This window comes from Candidatus Nitrososphaera gargensis Ga9.2, assembly GCF_000303155.1.
Lineage (GTDB): Archaea > Thermoproteota > Nitrososphaeria > Nitrososphaerales > Nitrososphaeraceae > Nitrososphaera > Nitrososphaera gargensis.
Map to the genome: position 1 here is coordinate 2800840 of NC_018719.1, position 19970 is coordinate 2820809.

Below are 19970 nucleotides of genomic sequence, written 5' to 3' on the forward strand. Positions count from 1 at the left end.
TCTGATAGTGGAAAAAACTAAAGTATTACCCCTACAATTATAGAACAGACTGGCGATAAGGTGGCAGGCAGGGACACATGCATACTCTGTGGAAAGCCCATTGTGGCAAGACCGATAGTTGAGAAGATAAACGGCAGGGAATACTCTTTTGACAAGCAGGAATGCGCGCTGACATTAAAAAAGCTAAAGAGCGTATACGGAAGCGATTTTTGCTTCAATTTCACTTGATGCGCGGAACCCTGACAGGCAGTTCAGGGTTGCCAAAGTCGTGCGAATACGCAGAATACAGCGTTATTTTTTGGCCGTGCTTTATTTCATATGACTGACAGATCGGCTTGATTATCGAACGGTACTCGTCCTTTAGAGCAATGAGCTCCTCTGCAAGCTTGTCGGCCAAAAGGATGTGCCCATTGTCGCCTGCATCCATCACTCTCCGGGCCAGTATGATACCCGGGCCCCAGACGTTCTGGACGTTGTTCATGTCGGTGACTGCAAACACCGGGCCGGAGCCCAGACCGATCCGCACGCCTATCCTGTCCTCTTCCACCCTGCCCTTGTTGTAGGCACGGAGCTGCCTGTGAAGCTGGATGCTCAATTCTATTGGCAGTTCCGGGTTTAGCAAGAATCCAATCGCCATGCCGTCTCCCGTTGGCAGAATGATCCTCTTGCCGCCTGATGTCTTGAAGGCGTCACAGGAAGCTATGAGCCTGTTAAGGGCCTCGATCTTTTGGATCTGTTTTCTGACAGAGAGGGAAGGATCCGACAGCCCGACGATGTCTATGAAGAAAAAGCTCACGTTAAAGACCTCCAATGGGAGGCCCGTCTCGGAGATGCTAGAGCCATAGGCATCGGCAAGCTTTCTGTAAGTCTCCATACATGCCTTGGTGTCAAAGACAAAATCCGACTCTGTAAAGGGTATTCCCGTAATAGCTTTTCCGCAAAGCGTGCAATTTAACGTAACAGGGGACGCGCGGCCTTCAAAAGAGAGCTCGCCATTATCGGCAATTTTGAATTTTACCCATGTGGGTTCGTGGTGAATCCCCTTGATGGAAAAAAGCCTGATGCTCCTATCAAGCGCCCCGTTGTTGTCTTCAAGTTTCATTTCTAGGATGCCTTCGGCAACGGCGCTTAGCATTCTGCGCAAGCGCTCTTCCGATGCAAGGGTGCAAATTGCCATGGCAGGGCCGTCTCTCAATATCAGGGACAGATCGGTAGTGAACTTTAGCAGCGGTTTCTCGCCGCTAAAGAGCAGCAAATGAGTAAGTGAATCGAGAACTATGCGAACTGATTTTCCAGTCTCGCTTGCCTTATCCATGGCAGCGCGGACATCCTTCAAGATCGCTGACAAATTTTTTATAACATCTACCCTTGAAGACGAACTGGCGCAAGGGTTTACAAATTTGAGATTTTTAACCAGCTCTGGATCAATTCTGGAAAACAGGTCCCTGCATTGTTTTTCTGTCAGGCGAGAGCTGACTAACAGACAGTAGTCGCCATCAAGCAATCCATCAGCAAGAAATTGCCGGCAATACATGGTCTTGCCCGCGCCTGCCGGCCCTGTAAGAAGCAGTAGCAGTCCTGATGATATGGTCCCATCTACAAATTCGGATATGCCAGGGATCTGTGGGTACTTTGAGCCAGTGGCGATGTCCAACAGTCAGTCAGTCTCTCTCTGAGGTAGTAGCGGCTCTGGTTGATAATTAAACTTTGATCTGCTTTGCAGTGGCAAGCTTTTCGAGCTGTTTTGCAAATGGGTGGTTAGGATATTGCAGGACTGTCAGGAATTCTTTTCTGCTGAACTGTATGTCGCAGTAGCATGGAATGGCAGAAATGAGGTCCATTGATACCTCGTCAGATAAAGACTTGCCAAGGTCGGCTTCATCGTATTGCGGCGGCAGGGCGACGGCATCATTCCCTTCTTCTTCTGATCTGTGATGATTATTACGTGGAACAATCGGTGTGTTAGGAACGCAGTAGCCGCCTACCCTGTTCAGCAGCAGGTAGGACTTGGCGCCAAACTTTGTAAACGATCCGTAAATGTCGTTGGCCATTTTTCTCGTGCCTTCAATATCAAGGTCGCCAAGTTTTAGCGTCAGGAAAAGGGTATCTGCGATCGCCAGGGAATTTATCGACCAGAACCTTATGCCGGGGCTTGTGTCAATTATGATGTAGTCAGAATCATATTCCGAGATCAGGTCTTCGCGAAGTTGTATGAATTTGCGAAGGAGCTGTATCTTGGCGTTGGCCTGCTTGCCTCCGCCGCCTTCTAGCTTGTACACCTCTTCTTTTTGCGGATTAGAAAAGCCTATCCATAGCTTGCCGCCCTTTTTTCCAAGGCCTGCATATTCTTCTATAACGGATGTCATATCCACCATCACGTCGTCAATCTTGGCGTTGTCCGAGAGGAGATCGTTTATCCATTTGTAAGGAGTCTTTTCAAAGTAAGCGTGAAGGCTGGGCGCATACACGTCCAAGTCAAGCATGGAAACGTTGTACCCCTTTGTTGCAAGCATTGCCGCCAGATTGCAGGCTATGGTGGTCTTTCCCGTACCGCCCTTGTACGAGTGAAAGGCGATAGATTGGGTCATAGAACTGTTTGAGACTTAAGCCAGACTTGCTTATAGGCTTTAGTTGCAAATGAAATAATTCTTTTTGGTATATATTCACAGTATGCTTGATCGAGGGAAGGAGGGTGTGAACCTGCAAAATCTTTTGTAACAGTTTAATTCATTGGCGGAGAACTCTACGATTGATGAACGCAACATTAGTTATTGGAGCTCCTGCACTGGCATCCATCATAGCATTTACATTGTTTAGTATGCTCTATCTGCAGCAAATAGTCGATATATTCTATACAGCCACAATTAATGCCGCTGTTGTCGCAGCCATAATTATTGCTGCAATCAGCAGCATACATGCAAGGTTGGCAAAAGTTCCTTAAACGTTAACGAATCCTATCTGTAAGTCAAATCAACCATCCACCCACCTTTACGCCCACCGATACAAACAGACGATATCAGGAGGGCGTCCAGGTAAACTAATGGCCTCCGAGATTTGCTGCCCGGAATTAGATGTCGTTGTAGCATTATTACTACTACTATCCAGCAAGTCAGGTATTGTTACAGTTGTTATACTGGTATTATTATCAAGGAGTGCATATCTGTCAAGTGGCGGGCGGGGAGGGCCACAAGGATTTTTGTCATCATTCGGATCATCATGCACTATGTATATGACGAAATGAGCATTAGGCTGGAAGGGAGCAGAAGCATTGTATACATTAGTACTTATTTGGAATGAATGGAAATTTACACCATCGCGGCTCAGGCTACCATCAACTGTTGACAGTCCGGTATCAGCCTTTACCGCTAACCACGTTATTGCAACAAGATTATGCTCGACGCTAATTTGCAAGTTGCTAGCATTGACAGTATTGTTTAGCGAAATAGCTTTCGGCGAAAGAACTACTGGCGAGTTAAGGACTGCCCCTTTACCTTGCACTTTGGCCAGAAAGACGGTAGTCCCATTGCCAATCCATGTGACGTACATGGTATTCCCCAAGACAACTGCTTGCACCTCGCTTGGCTGACCTTGGCTGGTATTGCTTATCTGTACATATATGTCTGAACCCAGTTTCTTCTGAGCCTTGAGAATTTCGTCTATCGTTAGAAAATTGATATTGAGCGATCTCTTTGGCGACAATTTTTCTGCCTTAGTATCAGCTGGAGGAAAATAAAGTTGCGCTACTGCCACAGCGGGCAAGCTCAATATCAACATGAAGAAAAACCCTGCAAGGACAGTGACGCGGAGAAAATATTTCTCCATCATGGCTTGGAAAATATGAGTTTAAATGATTGTATTTACATAATTCGTTAGAAACTTCGAGTTTTTGTTGTATTAGACAATTTTTAACAATAAAGTAGAAGTTTTGTTGGTATGAATTTCTACGGGCAAAACTGCGCAACAAATCTTGCCATCTTGTTTCCATCGATATTGATTCATTTATTGGATGTATGTCATTTTAGATCTTTATTCTGCCAAGCTATCAGCCTTTGAATTTCTTCTTGCATCATTTTTTAATGCAAGAGACTTGCTATTCCTCACTTCCTCTATTGCAGTTTCAACATACTTTTCGATTTCTTGCTGAGTAATTGAAGAAGGCATCCCTGTTTCGTCGGTCATTTTATCTGCGTATTTTTGCGAGATTTGCAAGACTTGTCCCTCTATTTCCTTTTTCATTTCGGCTTCACCGATGACATTGATGAGCTTCATTGTCCTTTCAATAGTGTTCTTCTTTATGAACAGGCGCAGTTTTCTGTCGATTGATGCCATCAGTGCCGAGGAATATATGCCAACTAGAATCAGGTAGCATGCAAGGCCGGTAGATAATGAACCATAAAGCCCAAAGGGAGGATAGAGCGCCAGATAGATGCCCGCTAGAGAGGAGAGCTGCAATAAGGCCGACCCCCACGCGGCTATGCTCATGCATCTTCTTAGGACTTCATTCCTGATAGTCCGTGAGATTATCCAAAATGGCACGCCAAAGAGAATGCCAGTTGTTACTGCAGGCAATACGTTGCCAAGAAGCACCAAGTAGAGCATATCTGTATATGGGTTCGCATAGGCTGCCGTGATTTGAGGTAATACTGAAAACTGGATAACAAAAGAGAATATTGGAGCGCCCATAATCAGCCAAAACTTGGCACGTCCAATTCTAGATGAATAGTGATGCAAAAGGAGGGCTGTACTGAACCATAGCAAGAAAAAGCTCACCGCACTAGAAAGAGCAGTCAGATACATGATATCATTAGGGAAAGGGAGATTTGGCTCGGACTGTGCATCTCTTTCAGCTGGCAAGCCAGATAAAAGTGCGTAATTCTGGGCGATTAGCAAGGATAAGCTTATGCAAACAATTGCGCTTGACACACCATAGGAAAACACTACGAGATTCTTGTTTGACCTATACCATGACAAGAACAAGAAAGAGAGAAAGGCCATTACTGCTACAGACAAGCCGTATGCAATGCTGGATCCCATTTGGAGAATGACAGTACTATATTCTGACGTTAACAAGAGCTGCAGAGCAGTAAAGACCAGAACTGCTGCCAATACATATTGGACAATCTTGGTGACCTTATGAAAGATTTTGATCCCTCTCGCCCGCACGGCGCCTTTATTGATCAGTTGTTCGATATAGCGTATGACTATGAATTGACCGATCGCAAATATGGAAACAAGAACCACAAAAGTCGCATTGGTCCAGCTACCGGGTATCGATTGAAGATCAGGAACAAACGAGAGCGAGATATCTACTACCAGCACGGCAGTAATGATAATCATCATGATTGTTGGAAGTAACGTGGTTCTACGCTCATATTCTGGAGTGGTATGAGCCATGACACTCTGGATCTTTGGATTCTTTTATTCTCTGTGGTTAAATCGGTACTGGAAAAGTACTGAATTATGAATATACTCGTTAGCATAAGAAAAGCCATCCAGATCCTACTCTGTCAATCGATTGGTGTGCTGAAATGCTTTGCTGGTTAAAAACAGCATGTTCATACTTGGAAGATAGATAAAGTTGCAGGTTGTGTTCAGAATATCTCTTCGTCCTTCCTTATGCCGCCAAGCCCCGTCTTGATTGTGGCCGCGCATTCCAAGCACGCGCTTTTAGAGAACGGGAAATCCTTTGTGCATTTTTTGCACACAGGCTTTTTGCATTCGGGACATGACATCGTAGCCGTCCTTATGTTGCAAATGTAACATAGGGTCATATACCATAGTAATGCACATGCCGCCGTAAAAGGTTTTGTCAAACCGGCTGCTGTAGTAGTATCTTTTTAGGTAGTTGCGCTCAGCCAGATAATGCAATATTTTTGCAGCGCATTCGTCTAACGACCTGTTCTCTGGCCTGCTGGCGCGACGCCCTATACGGCGAAATGAGCGATGATACTATCGATGCTATGCCGTTCCTGGAGAGCAGCTTGTATAGGTACGCCGTGCGTTGGGCGTGGGCTTCCCTGTCTTTCTTGGAAAAGCCAAGATCGGGAGATAATGATTTTCTCACTTCGTCGCCATTGAGCAGTTCCACTTTGACCTCAAGCTCCCTTAATTTATCAGCCACACTTCGACCAGAGTGGTCTTGCCAGACGATGGTAGGCCGGTAAACCATAGCACAAACCCTTTCTCTGACATATCCTCTGATATCATCATCTTGCCCGAGCCTCCATATCGGTTATCTAGATCTCCAAATGCTTTTTAGGCGCAGCAAATGTGCAATTTTCAGATGAAGGCGACCTGCGGGCACATTTTCGCGTGCACCAGCAAGAGCGAGCGGGAATGCTTTGACCGCATGCTCTTTGCGACAAGCCGAGTCTACGGCGAAAGCGTGTTGAAAATAAAAAAAGGCGACCTGCTGTTCTTGCTAAATCTGGATACCGATACGCTCTATGGAACATTCAGGGCAAAATCTGCCGGTGCCAAGGATCTGGTGCCCGAAGCGTGGAATGGGAAGTACCCTTACCAAGTGCAGGTATCGCGCAACGGTGCTGTTCATTCGCTTGCGGGTGCGAAAAAAGTCCTATCAGGCATGGGTTTAAGCTGGCGGGACACGCTTGACGGCGAGCAGGCTCGATTTCTCTCCCAATACATCGAGAACCCGGATGGCAAGGCAATAATCAAGATAGCAAAAAAGGATGTTATCGAGGACAAGCCCCGGCTCGAATCAACCACGCTGTGGGACTATCCCCGACAGAGCTACGGCAAGACGCAAAAGGGGAACAATAAGTACGCTGGAGTGACGCCGGCGTTCGTGATCTACAACATGGTCAAGCGCTACACAGAACCGGGCGACCTCGTGCTCGACCCGATGGCCGGAAGCGGCACCACCATAGACGTGTGTAAGGAGGAGGGCCGCAGGTGCATAGCGTACGACATTTCGCCTACAAGGCCGGATATCAAGCAGAACGATGCCCGCAAGATCCCGCTTGCCGACGAAAGCGTCGACATGATATTTATTGACTCGCCGTATGGCGACAACATCGACTACAATGACAAGCCGGGTAACATAGGCAAGCTCTCTGCTGAGACTGACGAGTTTTACAAAGCGCTTGACATGGTCATGGCCGAATGCCACCGCGTGTTAAAGCCGGGCAAGGTGCTCGGCTGGCTGATAGGCGACCAGTGGGTCAAGAAAAAGTTCACGCCAGTGGGCTTTAACGTATACGAAGGTCTGAGCAAATATTTTGATACAGTCGATATTGTGTGCGTGGCAAGGAGAAGCCAAACGTCCAACACTGGATTGTGGCACAGCCGCGCGCTCCGCTTCAACTTTTACCTCCGCGGCTTCAAATACCTCTTTATAATGAGAAAGCCTGCTGCCGGCGAGCAGGCTCTAAAAAGAAAGATCAGCTGGACGCAGTATCCTCGCCGTTAGTTAATCTTGGGCGTGCGTCAGCATGTCCTCCGCGTCCTGCTGCATGCAGCATGTGCACTGCATGTTGATGCAGTCGGCCCGCAGCTCGTGCGAGCAGTTAGTGCACACGCACGTCATGACTTCGGCTGTCGTCATGTGCAAATTTGCGCCGCATGGCAGATAACGCTTTCAATCAGCACTTCAAAAATGAAGGCTTTCTCTTTTGAAAGATGAATCTCTCAGAGTAGAAGGAAAGTCGCGATTCCTATTGCAAAGCAGTAGAACGCAAAGAGGTAGAACTTGCCCCTGATCACTAGCCTGATAAGGACGCGGATGGACGCGTAGCCTACTGCCGCAGAAATTGCCGCCCCTACGATGTACGATTCGATGCCTATCGAGTACAATTCAGCTCGCTCTTGCTCGTCTGCCGAAATCATGTCGACTGCCGCCGCGCCCAGAATTGCGGGGACAGATAGCAAAAACGAGTACCGCACAAGCTGTTCTCTTTCTACACCTCTGAACATCCCAGCAGCAACGGTCGCGCCGCTCCTTGAAATGCTTGAGAATATTGAAAGCCCCTGCCCGACTCCGATCAGCACCGCGTCGGCTGCATCTAGCTTTTTGCTGCCAGCCTTTAGGAATAGCGTGATCAGCACAAAGACGCCTGTTACGATAAAGCCGACGCCAATTGAGAGTGGATCGTAAAAGGAATACTCGAAGAAAGAGCTGAAGGCCAGACCTATCGTCGCCGTTGGTATCGTGCCAAGCACGATAAACCACAGCATCCTTCCCCCCTGAGGGCGGTGCGCACCTTCTTTTGCTTCTGCTCTGTTCTGGCCAAAGATCGATTTTACAACGTTGGCGATGTCCTTCCGGTATATTGCAAAAACGCCCGTCAGTGTCCCCAAGTGGAGGACGGCGTCATAAAAAACTGGAACCTTGAGGCCCATGGCAAGCTGGACGAGGGCTAGGTGGCCCGAGCTAGAGATAGGAAGCCACTCTGTCAGCCCCTGAATTGCGCCTAGGATTATCGCCTGCAGTATGTCAACAGCTGCCAAACTCTAGCAGGGACTAACCATGATATCGTGTATTATTGTTTGCCGCGACTGCTGGGGCTGCTGTTGTGCTTCTCTATCACTTCATCAATCGTCTCGTTCATGGCCGCCTCTGCAATGTCGCTTGCGTACTCGGCCGTCCTTCTGATGTCTTCAAGCGCCAGCTTGATGCTTGCCAAGTCGCGCACCCTGTCCTTTTCCACTGCCGCTATGGTGTAGTCTTCAAGCTTGTGGATGTTCTCCGCGTTGTCAACTGTCTTGTCCGCCAGATGGTAGTCGCGCCGCAGCAGCGCCTCGACCGAGTCGCCCAGCACCATCAGGGCAAGGTGGCTCATCCTCTCTATCTTTTGCAGCGAGTCCCTTGGAATCCTGTCCTTCAGCCTGGCTGCCTTGTCGGCTATCCCGCATGCGTGGTCGGCCACCCGCTCGATGCTCTTGACTGCTACGCGGTAGCTCAGGCAGTCAGACGGATTCTTTAACCCCACTTCGCGGAGCACCCGGCCATTCTGCGTGGCCATCACCAAGTTTCGTAGGACATAGAGGCTGAACCTGTCAACTTCATCGTCAGACTTTATCACCTCTTTTGCCAGCTCATAGTTGAGCTCTGAAAGGGCGGACATGGCATCCTTGTGCATCGAGGAGGCTATGAGATACATCCTCCGGATCGCGGTGTTGACCGACAGCTCTGGGAGCGACAGCAGCACCTGCAGGGTGATGTTGTCGGATGCGTCGGCTATCATCTCTGTCCCGACAAGGTTGCGCCTTACTACCTCCCTGACAGCGTCGCGGAGCGCCGGGTTTATCCTGCCCATCTTTAGTTTCAGGTGGATAATGTTGTAGCCGGCCAGATACATGGAAACGACCTTGCGCTTAAGCGTGCTGCTGCCCTCACTTGGCAGTATTATTGCGGTGGCTTCGCTGAGCGAGTCTGACGACCCCAGAGCGACCGGGACCACCGACAGCGAATTGTCCAGCTCGCGGGCAATGGTCACCTGATCTCCTGCGTGAAGGTGCATTTCTTCGATCCACTTTTTTGGCAGCGACAGAACATACGTGGACCTGCCGGTGAACTGCACCTTGCGGACCTCCTTATAGTCCGACCCCGTTCTCATGTATTTGTAAAATAAAGCTATGAATAAACGGTTTACGAGAATAGACTATATGCCACTATATACTTGCATGTGTTCTATATACACATATAATAGTACACCTAGCTCCTAGCGCCTAGGGCTTAACTCGCCTGTGACAATATAATGCACCGAGTCGCCGATGTAGCAGGCATGGTCGATATGCGCTCAAGGTACCGCAGTATCAGCAGGGCGGAAATATAGCAGCGAGGATCTGTAAACCTTTTGTCAGTCTTTTCATGTGGCATAATGGCTTCACGCAAATACTTTTTGTAAAGCGCATCCACAGTGTTGTCCATCTGGTACAGCTTTTCGGCAGCATTTTTGTCCTTGGATTGAAGTGTCTCCACGCTCATGTGTATCATCTCCCCTTGCTGTCTTGGCCATCTCCAAAACAGCACTCTTGTCGCATTCAGAGATTGAGCCCATTGTTTCAAGCACGTCCACAATATCGTAGGCATATCGGCCAAATCTTGAAAATCCATATGCAATCTCCATGCACGATCTAATGAACCGAAGATCAGTCGCTACAGGCTGGTAACAGGCGATAAGCTCAATTGCAAGGTCGCCTACCTCGTCCTGCAACACCCTGAGCTGTTCTGACCATTCAAAAATAGTTTTCTTGGAGCTGATACCTTTTGCGTATGAATCAATGGCAGTGACCACCGAATGCTCGGATAATCTGGCAATGTCTATTATGATATTTCGAACGTGATCTATTCCAAGGTACACCAAACGAGTCAGATTGCCAAACGCCTGCCTCTTGTTGTTTTTTCTTAGCCAAAGTTTGGAAGCAAATTTTCCATGACGGGGTTTGCGACGCACATTTCTGCTATGACTTGGCGCATTAAATTGATATTCGTTGCCAAACGTCAAACCATAGATGCTGTGCTCCTACATGAAACATGTTGGGTACCTTTTTCTTGCAATCTCGCATAACAATGGCAAGCCAATGTTGAGGTTGGCTGGAAAAACCACGCCAGCTGATCATTTGCTCCCATACTCCGTCAGCGCTTAGGGGTTCCAACCACCAACCTCGACTTGATTTTTACTATGAAAATATTTTTACCACCAGAATTAAAATCCGGCCTGCTATAGAGAACAAGCGATCATCATAGAGCTATTGCCATGTACGTGAATTATAGCGGTTAACGCTAAATCCACACATTCTTGTTCTCAAACCATGCATACAGTAGTAGATCGATGCAAGTTGTTGTTTGCATGGCTTGTCGCGGGCATGCTTTTGGCGTCTTTTGTTGTACCAATAGCAATGCCGGCGAAGGCTCATGCACAGAGCGCCATAACGCTCAACGGAGCAGGGGCAACATTTCCCTTTCCGCTGATCGATACATGGCGCGTTGAATACAACAAGCTCAATCCAAATGTCCAGCTGAATTACCAGTCAATTGGCAGCGGTGGAGGCATCAAGCAGTTTACAGAAAAAACAGTAGACTTTGGAGCAACCGACGCACCGCTTACGCAAGCTCAGTTTGATGCAGCCCCAGGAGCAATTCACATTCCGGAAACAATCGGGTCGGTAGTGCCAACATACAACATACCTGGAATTGGTAATGGGGAACTAAAGCTCACTGGCACCGTGCTTGCAGATATTTTCCTTGGCAAGATCACAAAATGGGATGATCCAGCAATCAAAAACCTGAATCAAGATTTGGCACTTCCAAGCGAGGACATCATAGTTGTCCACAGGTCCGACGGATCTGGTACAACATATGTCTGGACAGACTACCTCTCAAAGGCGAGCCCCGAATGGGAAGCGCAGATTGGCAAGGGCACTTCTGTGCCATGGCCTGTAGGACTAGGCGGCCCCGGCAATGAGGGTGTTGCCAACCTTGTCAGGCAGACCACTAATGCAATAGGATACAACGAACTCGCGTATGCAATAACTACAGGGATGTCGCACGCCCAAGTCCAGAACAGAGAGGGCAATTTTATCCATGCCTCTCTTGAAACTGTCAGAAATGCAGTCGCGGCCGAATCAATAAGCTTGCCGGCGGGAGACGCACCTTGGCATACTGTTACCATGACCAACGCTAGAGGCGCAGATTCCTATCCAATAGCTAGCTTTTCCTACCTGCTGGTCTACAAAGAACTAAGCACGTTCCCTTCAATTAACAGCATGGCAAGAGCGAAAGCGCTGGTTGACTTTATCCATTGGGCGATTACAGACGGCCAAGAATTCGCGCCGCCGCTGGAATATGTGCCGCTGCCAGACGAGGTGGTGAACCATAACTTGGAGACGCTACAAATGCTGACGTACAACGGCGAGCCGGTATTCGAAGCACCGGGACAGCAGGCCCCCGCCACGGAGCCATTTACCATATCGTACACGCTTGGCGGCAACACCTACACAATAACCGGAGTGTCAGAAGAAGCAAAAGCAACGTCATTTAGGATCAACCCAGAGCAGTCAATTGAAGTCCAACTTCAAGGCCAAGGCGAAATAGAGCTGACTCTGCCAAAGAGCATGGTTGACGGTATCAGCACGATAAGAGCGGGAGATCAAGAGATTCCGTATCAACAGGTCAGCTCTTCGTCGTCAGAGACTACAATCAGGTTCACTGTGCCGGAAGGAACAGACTCGGTAGACATACAGGCTGCCATGGTTGTGCCGGAATTTGAAGTCATTGCGCTTTTGATCCTTGCAGCATCTATAGTGGCAGCAATTGTCATAGCAAGAGTAGTCATGCCAGGACAAAGCAGAAGCAACAACGAACTGGCAGCGTTTGGTGCCAGCCCCTGATTTTTTCTTCTCTACAGAGATCATGTGGAGTACCTATAATAGCCAACCTTTATTGAGAGATCATGTATCTCATGCCTACAAGGCCTAGATCGCTACACTCCATTGCTTTGGGTTTGACGCTCTTGCTTTTCACTGGCATAATTTTTCTTTCGCCTAACGGATCCTTCGCCCAGCGACAGATTGAACTTAATGACGTAGGGGCAACATTTCCCTTTCCGCTGATCGATACATGGCGCGTTGAATATCAGAAGGTTAGGCCGGACGTAAGCATCAACTATCAGTCCATTGACAGCGGTGGTGGGGTAAACCAATTTACTGAAAAGAAAGACTGGATTTTGGGGCATCTGATGCGCCGCTAACCCTTCAGAGATGGAAAAGGTTCCGGGCGCGGTTCACATTCCAGAAACAATAGGATCAATAGTCGTATCGTACAACCTGTCAGAGTTTCCGGAAAAGGGTCTCAAACTTACAGGCCCGATTCTTGCAGATATTTTCCTTAGCAAGATCACGGAATGGAACGATCCAAAAATACAAGAACTGAATCCTACCATTTCCCTGCCGTCTCAAAGCATTATAGTTGCACATAGGTCAGACGGATCTGGCACCACGTTTGTGTAGACGGATTACTTGTCAAAAGTAAGTCCTGAGTGGGCAGATCAAGTTGGCAAGGGCAAGTCGGTCCAGCGGCCGACAGGAATTAGTGCGCCCGGCAATGAAGGCGTATCGAGCTCCATCAAGAGCACGCCATATGCAATTGGCTATATCGAGTTCCATTATGCGCTCACAACTGGAATGCCCTATGCATACCTGCAAAATCAAGAAGGCAACTTTATCGAACTGTCAATTGATTCAGTGCGTACAGCCATAGCTGCTTCAGCAGGGTCTCTGCCAAATGGTGAGAAGTCTTGGGAGCATGTGTCGACAACCGATGCGCCGGGCGAGGACTCATATCCTATCTCTAGCTTTTCCTACCTCCTTCTGTACAAGGAACTAAGCACAAATCCAAGAATAGATAGCATGGACAAAGCCATAGCTTTGGTGGATTTTGCAGAGTGGGCTATAACCGACGGCCAGCAATTTGCAGACGATCTGGCATACGTGCCTCTTCCAGAGGAGGCTGTCCAGATCAATGAAGAAACGCTCGAATCCATAACCTATAATGGGCAGCCAGTTCTGGCAGAGGAAAGAGTAACCAGTACTGATTCACTAGGATTATTTTCGCCGATCATTGCGGCCAGCATTATACTGGCAATTGCAGCTGGCAGTGCAATTTACATCTGGAGGAAAAGGAGAGGATCGCTAGCACCTAAGGAAATTTCAACTGAGCCTAGAGAGCGAAGAGAAACCAGAGACAAGATTTCATATCCTCTACTCAGGGGCACACTGGCAGGCGATAGGATATTTCGTTTCATAGTAATATCCGCTGCCGGCTACATGATGCTTCTTCTTGGTCTTGTAGCTGTTTCAATATTTTCTGGATAAAGTTGTCAACAGAAATCAGCTGTACCAAAAGTTCGCCAGGTACATGAAAAAATGATCATTCGCGTATTACCAACACAGCTGGTACAGGCAATCGATGTGTACCTTGGTCTCTGAAAACAGCGCGCAGCGCGGGCAGCCGTAGAGCATTGCGTTGCCGCACTTTATGCATACGGCCATTGCCTTCAGCTCCGTCTCGCACGCCCTGCAAAAAGTATCTGCATCATCGAAACTTTTTGTGCCGGCCTTATCTTGGTTGCCCACATCTAGCCGGTAGATACTATAATTCTATGTAATGTATGTTGGATAGCTTTTTCTTGCAAAGACACGGGATCAGAGGCGCAGTCACTTGAGGTTGACTGGAAACCCCACCAGCCGATTTTTGGAAGTGACGCTGTGGGGCCACACCATCAGCCTCTCTCTTCTCTATTTTGACCACTTTTTCATCCACTGCAGTAGGTACATGACGGACTCGACAAGCTCCTGCCCCTTGCCGGTGAGCCGGTACTCTACCCGTGGCGGGATCTCGCTGTACGCCTTTCTTTCAAGGATGCCCCCCTTCTCCAGCTCTTTGAGGCGGCTTGCAAGCGTCTTGCTGCTGATTCCCTTGAGCGCCTGGCGGAACTGCTTGTACCTTACCGGCTGGGTGCTGCAGCAGAGCGGTATCAGGATCTCAAGCGTCCCCCTTTTCGTTATTATCCTGCGGAGCCGGGCGGTCTCAGACATCAACGACGAAGGATCGTAGCCAGCAAAACTGCAGTCCTGAATTACCGGAATCTTGGTTTCCATCTTTACACCAGCTGTACATGCTGCATCTTTACAACTTAAATAGTTTCCTAAGTAAAGCATTGGCATGGAAAAGAGGCGTCAACAGAACATCAAGCAAACAATACGCAGGAACTACGGCAAGATAGCACTGGAGCAGAGCGGCGAGGGCGCGTGCTGCGCGCCCGGCTGCTGCTCTGGCCCTTCGCCGGCCAAAGCTGCAGCAGACGTAGGCTATGACACAGGCGAGCTGGAATCCGTCCCAAAAGCGTCGATCATTGGGGCTGGCTGCGGGGCGCCTGTCAAGTTTGCCAATTTGCAAAAAGGCAAAGTGGTGGTCGATCTCGGATCGGGCGCGGGCATTGACGTATTTCTGTCGGCAAACAAGGTCGGCGGCTCTGGCAGGGTCATTGGCATAGACATGACAGACGAGATGCTGGAGAGGGCCAGAAGGAACGCCAAGGAAAATGGATATGCAAACGTGGAATTCAGGAAAGGGGACATCGAGGAGAGGATCCCAGTTGACGGAGGCTCGGCAGATGTCGTCATAAGCAACTGCGTCATCAATCTCACTACTGACAAAGTAAGAACGTTCAAAGAGATCCACAGAATCCTGAAAGACGGGGGAAGGATGGTGATTTCCGATCTGGTCGCCGACAGGAAGGCCGGCTCGATAAACCTTGAAAGGTGGAGCAGCTGCATCGACGGCGCAATGGCAAAGGACGACTACGTTGCAAACATCAAAAAGGCAGGGTTCAAGGATGCAAGCATCTTGGAAGAGCGCGAGTTCATGGGCGGAGAATTGATAGGCGGCAGGAAAATCACCAGCCTTGTTGTCAGGGCCGTAAAGTAGCCATGAAGGTCGTCCTTTTTGTTTGCGTGGAGAACGCCGGCAGGAGCCAGATGGCAGAGGGATTTTTCAACAAGCACGCGCCGCCTGGCTACAGGGCGGTCAGCGCCGGCACCAAGCCGGCTGGGCAGATAAACCCGCTTGCAGTGCAGGCCATGAAAGAGGTCGGCATCGACATCAGCGGTCAGAAGTCAAAGATCATCACGGACGACATGATCAGGGATTCTGTCAGGGCGGTCAACATGGGCTGCATGGACAGGTCCGACTGCCCGCTCTTGTTCCTCAACAACCCCGTTGACTGGAACATCGAGGACCCAAAGGGCAAGCCCATAGAGAAGGTGCGCGAGATCAGAGACGAGATTGAGAGAAGAGTAAAGGAGCTTGCAGAGAACCTCAAGTAGGCTGACGTCAAGCCAGAAAATATTTTTCGTCGAGCTTGCCGGCACGTTCGTGGTCGTGCTACTTGCCACCGGCTCGGTGGTGATAGACGCAAAGGTAGGCGGCGCGCTTGGGCTGCCTTTTGTCGCGTTTGCGCCATTTGCCGGCGTGGCCGCGATGGTCTATGCCTTTGGAAAAATTTCGATGGCTCATTTCAACCCGGCAGTCACGATCGGCTTTTTCGTCAGCGGCCACATCAAAAAGACGCAGCTGTCGGTGTATCTTGGCGCGGAGATAATCGGCGCGCTGTTGGCCAGCCTGTCCGTGCTTGCTTTTATCGGGAGCGAGGCGAACCTTGGCGCGAATGCGCCCAACTATTCGTTCCCGCTTGCAGTTATCTTCGGCGTCGAGGTTCTGGTCACCGGCTTTTTGATGGCAGTCATTTTCGCGGCAGTCTACACCAAGGGGCTGAGAGGGTGGAGCGGCATCGCCATCGGCGGCATGGTGGGCCTTGACATCTTTTTCTTCTCCTTCATTTCAGGCGCTTCAATGAACCCTGCCCGGTCGCTTGCCCCTGCGCTCCTATCCGGAGCCGTGTCCGACCTGTGGCTTTACTGGTCCGCGACCTTTGCCGGCTCTGCCATAGTTGCGCTGCTATGCCGCAAGAAATTCCAGAGCTAGCTTTCTTCCTTTTCCTTCTCCTTCTTTGAATCCACTTCTTCGGTGGGCTCGGACAGCTTGAACCGGCTCCCTACCCTTATGATGAACGGGCCGATGAACGACGTAACTATTGTGACGACACCGAGCATGGGCAGAACCGACGAAGAAATGGCACCCACGTCCTGTCCTCCCTTTCCTATAACCAGCGAGAGCTCACCCTTTGTCGCGGCTATTCCAAGCCCGGACCTCAATGCAGTGGTATTGTCGTATCCTCCCCTGACAAGGATGCCCGTCACTATCAGGAACTTTGAGGCAAACGAGGTCAGTATCAGGATTATAGCAGACACTATGTATGTCGGGATCAGCGATACGTCCATGAGTGCGCCTATCGATATGAAGAACAGCGCGGCAAACATGTCCCTCAGTGGGATCGTGATAATCCTTGCCACAGCCGCGCTCTTGCTCTCGGCTACGAGCACGCCGGCCAAGAACGCGCCGATCACCACCGACATGCCAAGGCCGTTTGCCAGAAACGACAGGCCAAATGCAAGCCCCAAGATCGTTATCAGGAGTAGGGCATAGTCGTTGGTCCTGCCGGCCCTGTCTATAACCCGCGGGACGAACTTGCTTCCAATTATGGTTACGCCGCCTATAAAGCCGCCAACTATGCCAAGGGTGATCGCGATATTCGCAATTGACAGGTTGCCGCCTGCCGTGACAAAGGACTGCATGACGCCAAGCACGCTGATCGCAACAATGTCTTCGACTATAAGCATCCCCAGTATGAGCGTCGACGACTTGTCGCGTATCAGGCCGACGTCTTCCAGTATCCTAATCGTGACAACAGTACTGGTGATCGACAGCGCAAGAGCCAGAAATACCGAATCGTAAAAACTGAACCCAAGGTTCTGGGCAATAAAGAACACTATCAAGAGCGTGCCTATCGACTCGGCAAGCGCGGTGACTATGGATATCCTGCCCACCGAACGCAGTTTGGCAATGGGGAACTCTGTGCCGGTGACAAAGAGCAGCATGATTATGCCGAGTTCCGCAAAAAGGTTCAGCGTTTCGGGGCTCCGCACAAGGCTAAAGGGCGGCGTATATGGCCCAATTATCATGCCGGCAGCAATGTAGCCGATAACCATTGGCTGCTTTAGTTTGAATGTGATGGCAAGCATTATTGCAGCAACTACCATGATCACCGCAATGTCCTGAACCACCAGATCTATCGGTTCACTGCCTCCTCCTGCTGCAGTAAAGAACTGCGGGAACAGCGACTCGCCTGCCTGTTTTATTGCTGCTGCGGAATAGCTCACCGTCTAGATTTATGGACAACATGCATAAAAAGACAAAGCCTGTTAGGCGTGAGATGACAAAACTAATTATACGATATCAGACAGAAACATCCTTGTTGCATTTTAAGATCAGCAGGCGCCGCATCCTGTACCTTGTGCTTGGCATCGCTGCCTTTCTCATCGCCTATTCTGTCGGTGCAGCCATACCCATGAGCGAGGAGGAAGCCGAGGAGGTGAGGAGGCAATTCTCCGAGCAGATAGAGGGCATCGACCAGAACGGCATATTCTTCAACAACGTCAGGATTGCGTTGGCAATGTTCATCCCTGCCCTTGGCGCGGGCTTTGGGGCGTTCTCCGGGTTTGCCACCGGCGCAGTCTTTAGCGCGCTTGCAAGCTCTACGCCCCTGCTGGCCGACGTGCCGCCGCTCATCATCCTGATCACGCCCTTTGGCATCATGGAGGTGTTTGCATACGGCCTTGCGATGTCAAGGAGCGGCATGCTGATCTACCAGCTTGTCAAGAAAAAGCCTTGGCGCGAATACGTCATCCCGACGTTTATCGAGCTGGGCATAGTAGTGGTGGTGCTGTTTGCAGCCGCGGTAATTGAATGGCAGATGATAGAGCAGCTGGGCGGCCTTGACACGAGTGTCATCATAGAGCCTGTGTAGTGGTCATATCATTCCTCTGGCTCGGCGGCCGCTACCTGCGACCCCTTTATGCCGTATTTTTCGATGAATTCGTTTGCCTTTGCTGCTATCTCGTTCCACTTCCACCTGCCGACCCCCATCCTGCAGAGGTCGACCTTCCACTGGTCCTTCTTCTTTAGCCACCGGTAAAGCCGGAGGTCCTTGCCAAACTGGCTCTGGACCACCACAAGCGCCACAATTATGTTGTTGCTCCGGTAAATGTCATAGCCGTCGAGCACCGTGAACGTCTGGGAGACAGGATACTTCTTTTCTTCGCTCATATATGATACGGGATTCTCAGGCTGGATTTTAAAGGTTGCAACAACAAAAAGGAAAGAGGAGTGTTACTGGCTCTCGCCACATGCAGGGCAGACCTTTTGCGACTTGGGCATCTTTGCGCCACATTCAACGCAATACCTGACATGGCCCTTGCCGGCGTCCTGCATGCCAACAGACTTTTCTTCCATTGGCATGAAACGATCAGGCTCAATTTAATATTTAAATACGTTGGCTAGAACTCGAGGTAAGTCTGTCTTTTAGTCTGGTCTATGACCATCGCAGAGAGGTCGGAGAACTCTTTCCCTTCGAGGTCTGCCACCGTGCCTCTGAATGTCGTCTCCTTTTCGGTGGTCAGGCGCTCAAATACCCAGGCCTTGAGCTTGGTGGTATTGACGCCGTTTTGGCGAAGGAATTTTGCGATTTCTGATTGCATGAAGTGCTTTAATGGGTCGGCCGGCCACGGCCTTGGCAGCAGTATCACGCTCCTGCCCTGCCTGACAGCATCCAGAAGGTCCTTCTTTTTCTGCTCAATGTCGCCTGTCACGTGGAACGTGACTATGAGGGCCTTGTCCGTAGGGACGCGAGCTCTGGCCGCTGCCACTTGGATGGAGCTGATGCCCGGGATCACTTCGACATTGTCGTCGCCAAAAATCTCAAGCAGCCTGTCGACCACTTCTGATTCGGAAAAGTTGACGTCGCCGGTGAAGGGCACAGTGCAGTACTCGCCATCCTTCATCTTGTTGTTATAGACATCCTGATAGACGCTTTCCTGCGTCTTCATCGTGACTTCAAACACCTGCTGCCTGTCCCTGTCGATTATGCCTTCGATGGTCGACAGCGTGTACCTGTAGCCAATGATATAGCTCGACTTGCGGATCGCCTCCTTAGCGGCATCGGTCAGGTACGCCGGCGAGCCGGGGCCAACCCCAATGACAAACAGCTTTTTAGGCAATATGCGTGTCTTGGCAGGCTGCCTGATTATATTACTTTGCAACCACCATCGTGTTGGTGCTGCGTATCCCCTTTACCTTGCGCAGCTCCCACGAGACGACCTCTGCCACGTCCTTGTCGGTGTCCTGCTCGATGACCACCATCAGGTCATACTCGCCGTAGAGGTCATAGACTGCCTTGACCCCATTAAGCGACTTGATCTCTTCGTGCACCAGCTTTTCAAGTCCCGAATCCGTATTTATCAGGACGAATGCCTTTGTCATAAAAATCGGT

Annotated in this window: 28 protein-coding genes; 10 read left to right on the plus strand and 18 right to left on the minus strand. The window is 49.8% G+C overall.

Annotated elements, in window-relative coordinates; translation table 11 throughout:
- Positions 1 to 60 precede the first annotated feature (60 nt).
- Positions 61 to 228: a hypothetical protein gene (locus tag NGAR_RS18120; protein WP_015021010.1), complete on the plus strand. Its 168-nt coding sequence runs from the start codon at positions 61 to 63 to the stop codon at positions 226 to 228.
- On the opposite strand, the gene NGAR_RS16725 is transcribed toward NGAR_RS18120, so the two are convergent.
- Together NGAR_RS16725 and NGAR_RS16730 are read right to left on the minus strand one after the other, a co-directional pair.
- The gene (locus tag NGAR_RS16725) at positions 221 to 1654 is read right to left on the minus strand and encodes a DUF7504 family protein (protein WP_015021011.1); all 1434 of its coding nucleotides are present in this window, start codon (positions 1652 to 1654) and stop codon (positions 221 to 223) included. The genes NGAR_RS18120 and NGAR_RS16725 overlap by 8 nt on opposite strands.
- A 46-nt stretch (positions 1655 to 1700) precedes the next feature.
- Complete coding sequence (locus NGAR_RS16730) at positions 1701 to 2588, minus strand: MinD/ParA family ATP-binding protein (protein WP_015021012.1); 888 nt, start codon at positions 2586 to 2588, stop codon at positions 1701 to 1703.
- A gap of 164 nt (positions 2589 to 2752) precedes the next feature.
- Between NGAR_RS16730 and NGAR_RS16735 the strand changes: the two genes are divergently transcribed.
- Positions 2753 to 2941, plus strand: coding sequence for a hypothetical protein (locus NGAR_RS16735; protein ID WP_148681670.1), 189 nt, complete (start codon positions 2753 to 2755; stop codon positions 2939 to 2941).
- 47 nt (positions 2942 to 2988) lie between these two features.
- Here the strand turns inward: NGAR_RS16735 and NGAR_RS16740 are convergent, their stop codons facing one another.
- The 4 genes from NGAR_RS16740 to NGAR_RS16750 all read right to left on the minus strand — a co-directional run bounded on the left by NGAR_RS16740 (position 2989) and on the right by NGAR_RS16750 (position 6121).
- Entirely contained in the window at positions 2989 to 3825 is an 837-nt protein-coding gene (locus tag NGAR_RS16740) for a hypothetical protein (RefSeq protein WP_015021013.1), read from the minus strand.
- Positions 3826 to 4026: 201 nt separating this feature from the next.
- On the minus strand, positions 4027 to 5394 hold the full coding sequence (locus tag NGAR_RS16745) for a hypothetical protein (RefSeq protein ID WP_015021014.1): 1368 nt from the start codon (positions 5392 to 5394) through the stop codon (positions 4027 to 4029).
- Positions 5395 to 5591: 197 nt separating this feature from the next.
- On the minus strand, positions 5592 to 5732 hold the full coding sequence (locus tag NGAR_RS18125; protein ID WP_187147590.1) for a hypothetical protein: 141 nt from the start codon (positions 5730 to 5732) through the stop codon (positions 5592 to 5594).
- 119 nt (positions 5733 to 5851) lie between these two features.
- Positions 5852 to 6121, minus strand: coding sequence for an adenylyl-sulfate kinase (locus NGAR_RS16750; protein ID WP_187147591.1), 270 nt, complete (start codon positions 6119 to 6121; stop codon positions 5852 to 5854).
- A gap of 162 nt (positions 6122 to 6283) precedes the next feature.
- Here NGAR_RS16750 and NGAR_RS16755 point away from each other — a divergent pair, with 162 nt between their 5' ends.
- Positions 6284 to 7432 carry a DNA methyltransferase gene (locus NGAR_RS16755; protein ID WP_015021016.1) on the plus strand — a complete coding sequence of 383 codons (1149 nt, stop codon included), beginning with the start codon at positions 6284 to 6286 and terminating at the stop codon, positions 7430 to 7432.
- Here the strand turns inward: NGAR_RS16755 and NGAR_RS19035 are convergent, their stop codons facing one another.
- From NGAR_RS19035 to NGAR_RS18130, 5 genes are all read right to left on the minus strand, one after another.
- Entirely contained in the window at positions 7433 to 7567 is a 135-nt protein-coding gene (locus NGAR_RS19035) for a hypothetical protein (protein WP_266190348.1), read from the minus strand.
- 83 nt (positions 7568 to 7650) lie between these two features.
- Positions 7651 to 8469 carry an undecaprenyl-diphosphate phosphatase gene (locus NGAR_RS16760; protein WP_015021017.1) on the minus strand — a complete coding sequence of 273 codons (819 nt, stop codon included), beginning with the start codon at positions 8467 to 8469 and terminating at the stop codon, positions 7651 to 7653.
- 32 nt (positions 8470 to 8501) lie between these two features.
- On the minus strand, positions 8502 to 9578 hold the full coding sequence (locus NGAR_RS16765) for a phosphate uptake regulator PhoU (RefSeq protein ID WP_015021018.1): 1077 nt from the start codon (positions 9576 to 9578) through the stop codon (positions 8502 to 8504).
- Between the two features lie 119 nt (positions 9579 to 9697).
- Positions 9698 to 9958, minus strand: a complete 261-nt coding sequence (locus NGAR_RS19500) for a PhoU domain-containing protein (protein ID WP_407637181.1) — start codon at positions 9956 to 9958, stop codon at positions 9698 to 9700.
- On the minus strand, positions 9849 to 10325 hold the full coding sequence (locus NGAR_RS18130; protein ID WP_187147593.1) for a PhoU domain-containing protein: 477 nt from the start codon (positions 10323 to 10325) through the stop codon (positions 9849 to 9851). Before NGAR_RS18130 ends, NGAR_RS19500 begins: the two co-directional genes overlap by 110 nt.
- Before the next feature lie 511 nt (positions 10326 to 10836).
- Here NGAR_RS18130 and pstS point away from each other — a divergent pair.
- The 3 genes from pstS to NGAR_RS16790 all read left to right on the plus strand — a co-directional run bounded on the left by pstS (position 10837) and on the right by NGAR_RS16790 (position 13836).
- Positions 10837 to 12354 carry a phosphate ABC transporter substrate-binding protein PstS gene (gene pstS, locus NGAR_RS16780; protein WP_228369224.1) on the plus strand — a complete coding sequence of 506 codons (1518 nt, stop codon included), beginning with the start codon at positions 10837 to 10839 and terminating at the stop codon, positions 12352 to 12354.
- A 369-nt stretch (positions 12355 to 12723) separates the two neighbouring features.
- The gene (locus NGAR_RS19150; protein WP_015021022.1) at positions 12724 to 12972 is read left to right on the plus strand and encodes a substrate-binding domain-containing protein; all 249 of its coding nucleotides are present in this window, start codon (positions 12724 to 12726) and stop codon (positions 12970 to 12972) included.
- Between the two features lie 9 nt (positions 12973 to 12981).
- Positions 12982 to 13836 carry a type 2 periplasmic-binding domain-containing protein gene (locus NGAR_RS16790; protein ID WP_015021023.1) on the plus strand — a complete coding sequence of 285 codons (855 nt, stop codon included), beginning with the start codon at positions 12982 to 12984 and terminating at the stop codon, positions 13834 to 13836.
- Positions 13837 to 13902: 66 nt separating this feature from the next.
- Here NGAR_RS16790 and NGAR_RS16795 read toward each other — a convergent pair whose 3' ends face one another.
- Positions 13903 to 14097 (minus strand): hypothetical protein, encoded by a 195-nt coding sequence (locus NGAR_RS16795; RefSeq protein WP_015021024.1) that lies wholly within the window; start codon positions 14095 to 14097, stop codon positions 13903 to 13905.
- Between the two features lie 162 nt (positions 14098 to 14259).
- Positions 14260 to 14622: a winged helix-turn-helix transcriptional regulator gene (locus NGAR_RS16800; RefSeq protein ID WP_015021025.1), complete on the minus strand. Its 363-nt coding sequence runs from the start codon at positions 14620 to 14622 to the stop codon at positions 14260 to 14262.
- 64 nt (positions 14623 to 14686) lie between these two features.
- Here NGAR_RS16800 and arsM point away from each other — a divergent pair, with 64 nt between their 5' ends.
- Genes arsM through NGAR_RS16815 form a run of 3 tightly spaced genes read left to right on the plus strand, consistent with a single transcriptional unit; the run spans position 14687 to position 16507 of the window.
- Positions 14687 to 15451 (plus strand): arsenite methyltransferase, encoded by a 765-nt coding sequence (arsM, locus tag NGAR_RS16805; RefSeq protein ID WP_015021026.1) that lies wholly within the window; start codon positions 14687 to 14689, stop codon positions 15449 to 15451.
- Positions 15452 to 15453: 2 nt separating this feature from the next.
- Entirely contained in the window at positions 15454 to 15849 is a 396-nt protein-coding gene (locus NGAR_RS16810) for an arsenate reductase ArsC (protein WP_015021027.1), read from the plus strand.
- On the plus strand, positions 15830 to 16507 hold the full coding sequence (locus NGAR_RS16815) for an MIP/aquaporin family protein (protein WP_015021028.1): 678 nt from the start codon (positions 15830 to 15832) through the stop codon (positions 16505 to 16507). The genes NGAR_RS16810 and NGAR_RS16815 overlap by 20 nt, the downstream gene beginning before the upstream one ends.
- Here NGAR_RS16815 and NGAR_RS16820 read toward each other — a convergent pair.
- The gene (locus NGAR_RS16820) at positions 16504 to 17802 is read right to left on the minus strand and encodes a cation:proton antiporter domain-containing protein (protein ID WP_228369225.1); all 1299 of its coding nucleotides are present in this window, start codon (positions 17800 to 17802) and stop codon (positions 16504 to 16506) included. The two genes, NGAR_RS16815 and NGAR_RS16820, sit on opposite strands and share 4 nt — an antisense overlap.
- Positions 17803 to 17897: 95 nt before the next feature.
- On the opposite strand from NGAR_RS16820, the gene NGAR_RS16825 reads away from it, so the two are divergent.
- Positions 17898 to 18449, plus strand: coding sequence for a stage II sporulation protein M (locus tag NGAR_RS16825; protein WP_187147595.1), 552 nt, complete (start codon positions 17898 to 17900; stop codon positions 18447 to 18449).
- A gap of 8 nt (positions 18450 to 18457) precedes the next feature.
- On the opposite strand, the gene NGAR_RS16830 is transcribed toward NGAR_RS16825, so the two are convergent.
- From NGAR_RS16830 to NGAR_RS16845, 4 genes are all read right to left on the minus strand, one after another.
- Positions 18458 to 18748 (minus strand): hypothetical protein, encoded by a 291-nt coding sequence (locus tag NGAR_RS16830; protein ID WP_015021031.1) that lies wholly within the window; start codon positions 18746 to 18748, stop codon positions 18458 to 18460.
- Positions 18749 to 18811: 63 nt separating this feature from the next.
- Complete coding sequence (locus tag NGAR_RS16835; RefSeq protein WP_187147596.1) at positions 18812 to 18934, minus strand: zinc-ribbon domain-containing protein; 123 nt, start codon at positions 18932 to 18934, stop codon at positions 18812 to 18814.
- Positions 18935 to 18978: 44 nt separating this feature from the next.
- Entirely contained in the window at positions 18979 to 19698 is a 720-nt protein-coding gene (gene cbiE, locus NGAR_RS16840) for a precorrin-6y C5,15-methyltransferase (decarboxylating) subunit CbiE (RefSeq protein WP_015021032.1), read from the minus strand.
- Between the two features lie 31 nt (positions 19699 to 19729).
- Positions 19730 to 19960, minus strand: a complete 231-nt coding sequence (locus NGAR_RS16845) for an Lrp/AsnC family transcriptional regulator (RefSeq protein WP_015021033.1) — start codon at positions 19958 to 19960, stop codon at positions 19730 to 19732.
- Positions 19961 to 19970 lie beyond the last annotated feature (10 nt).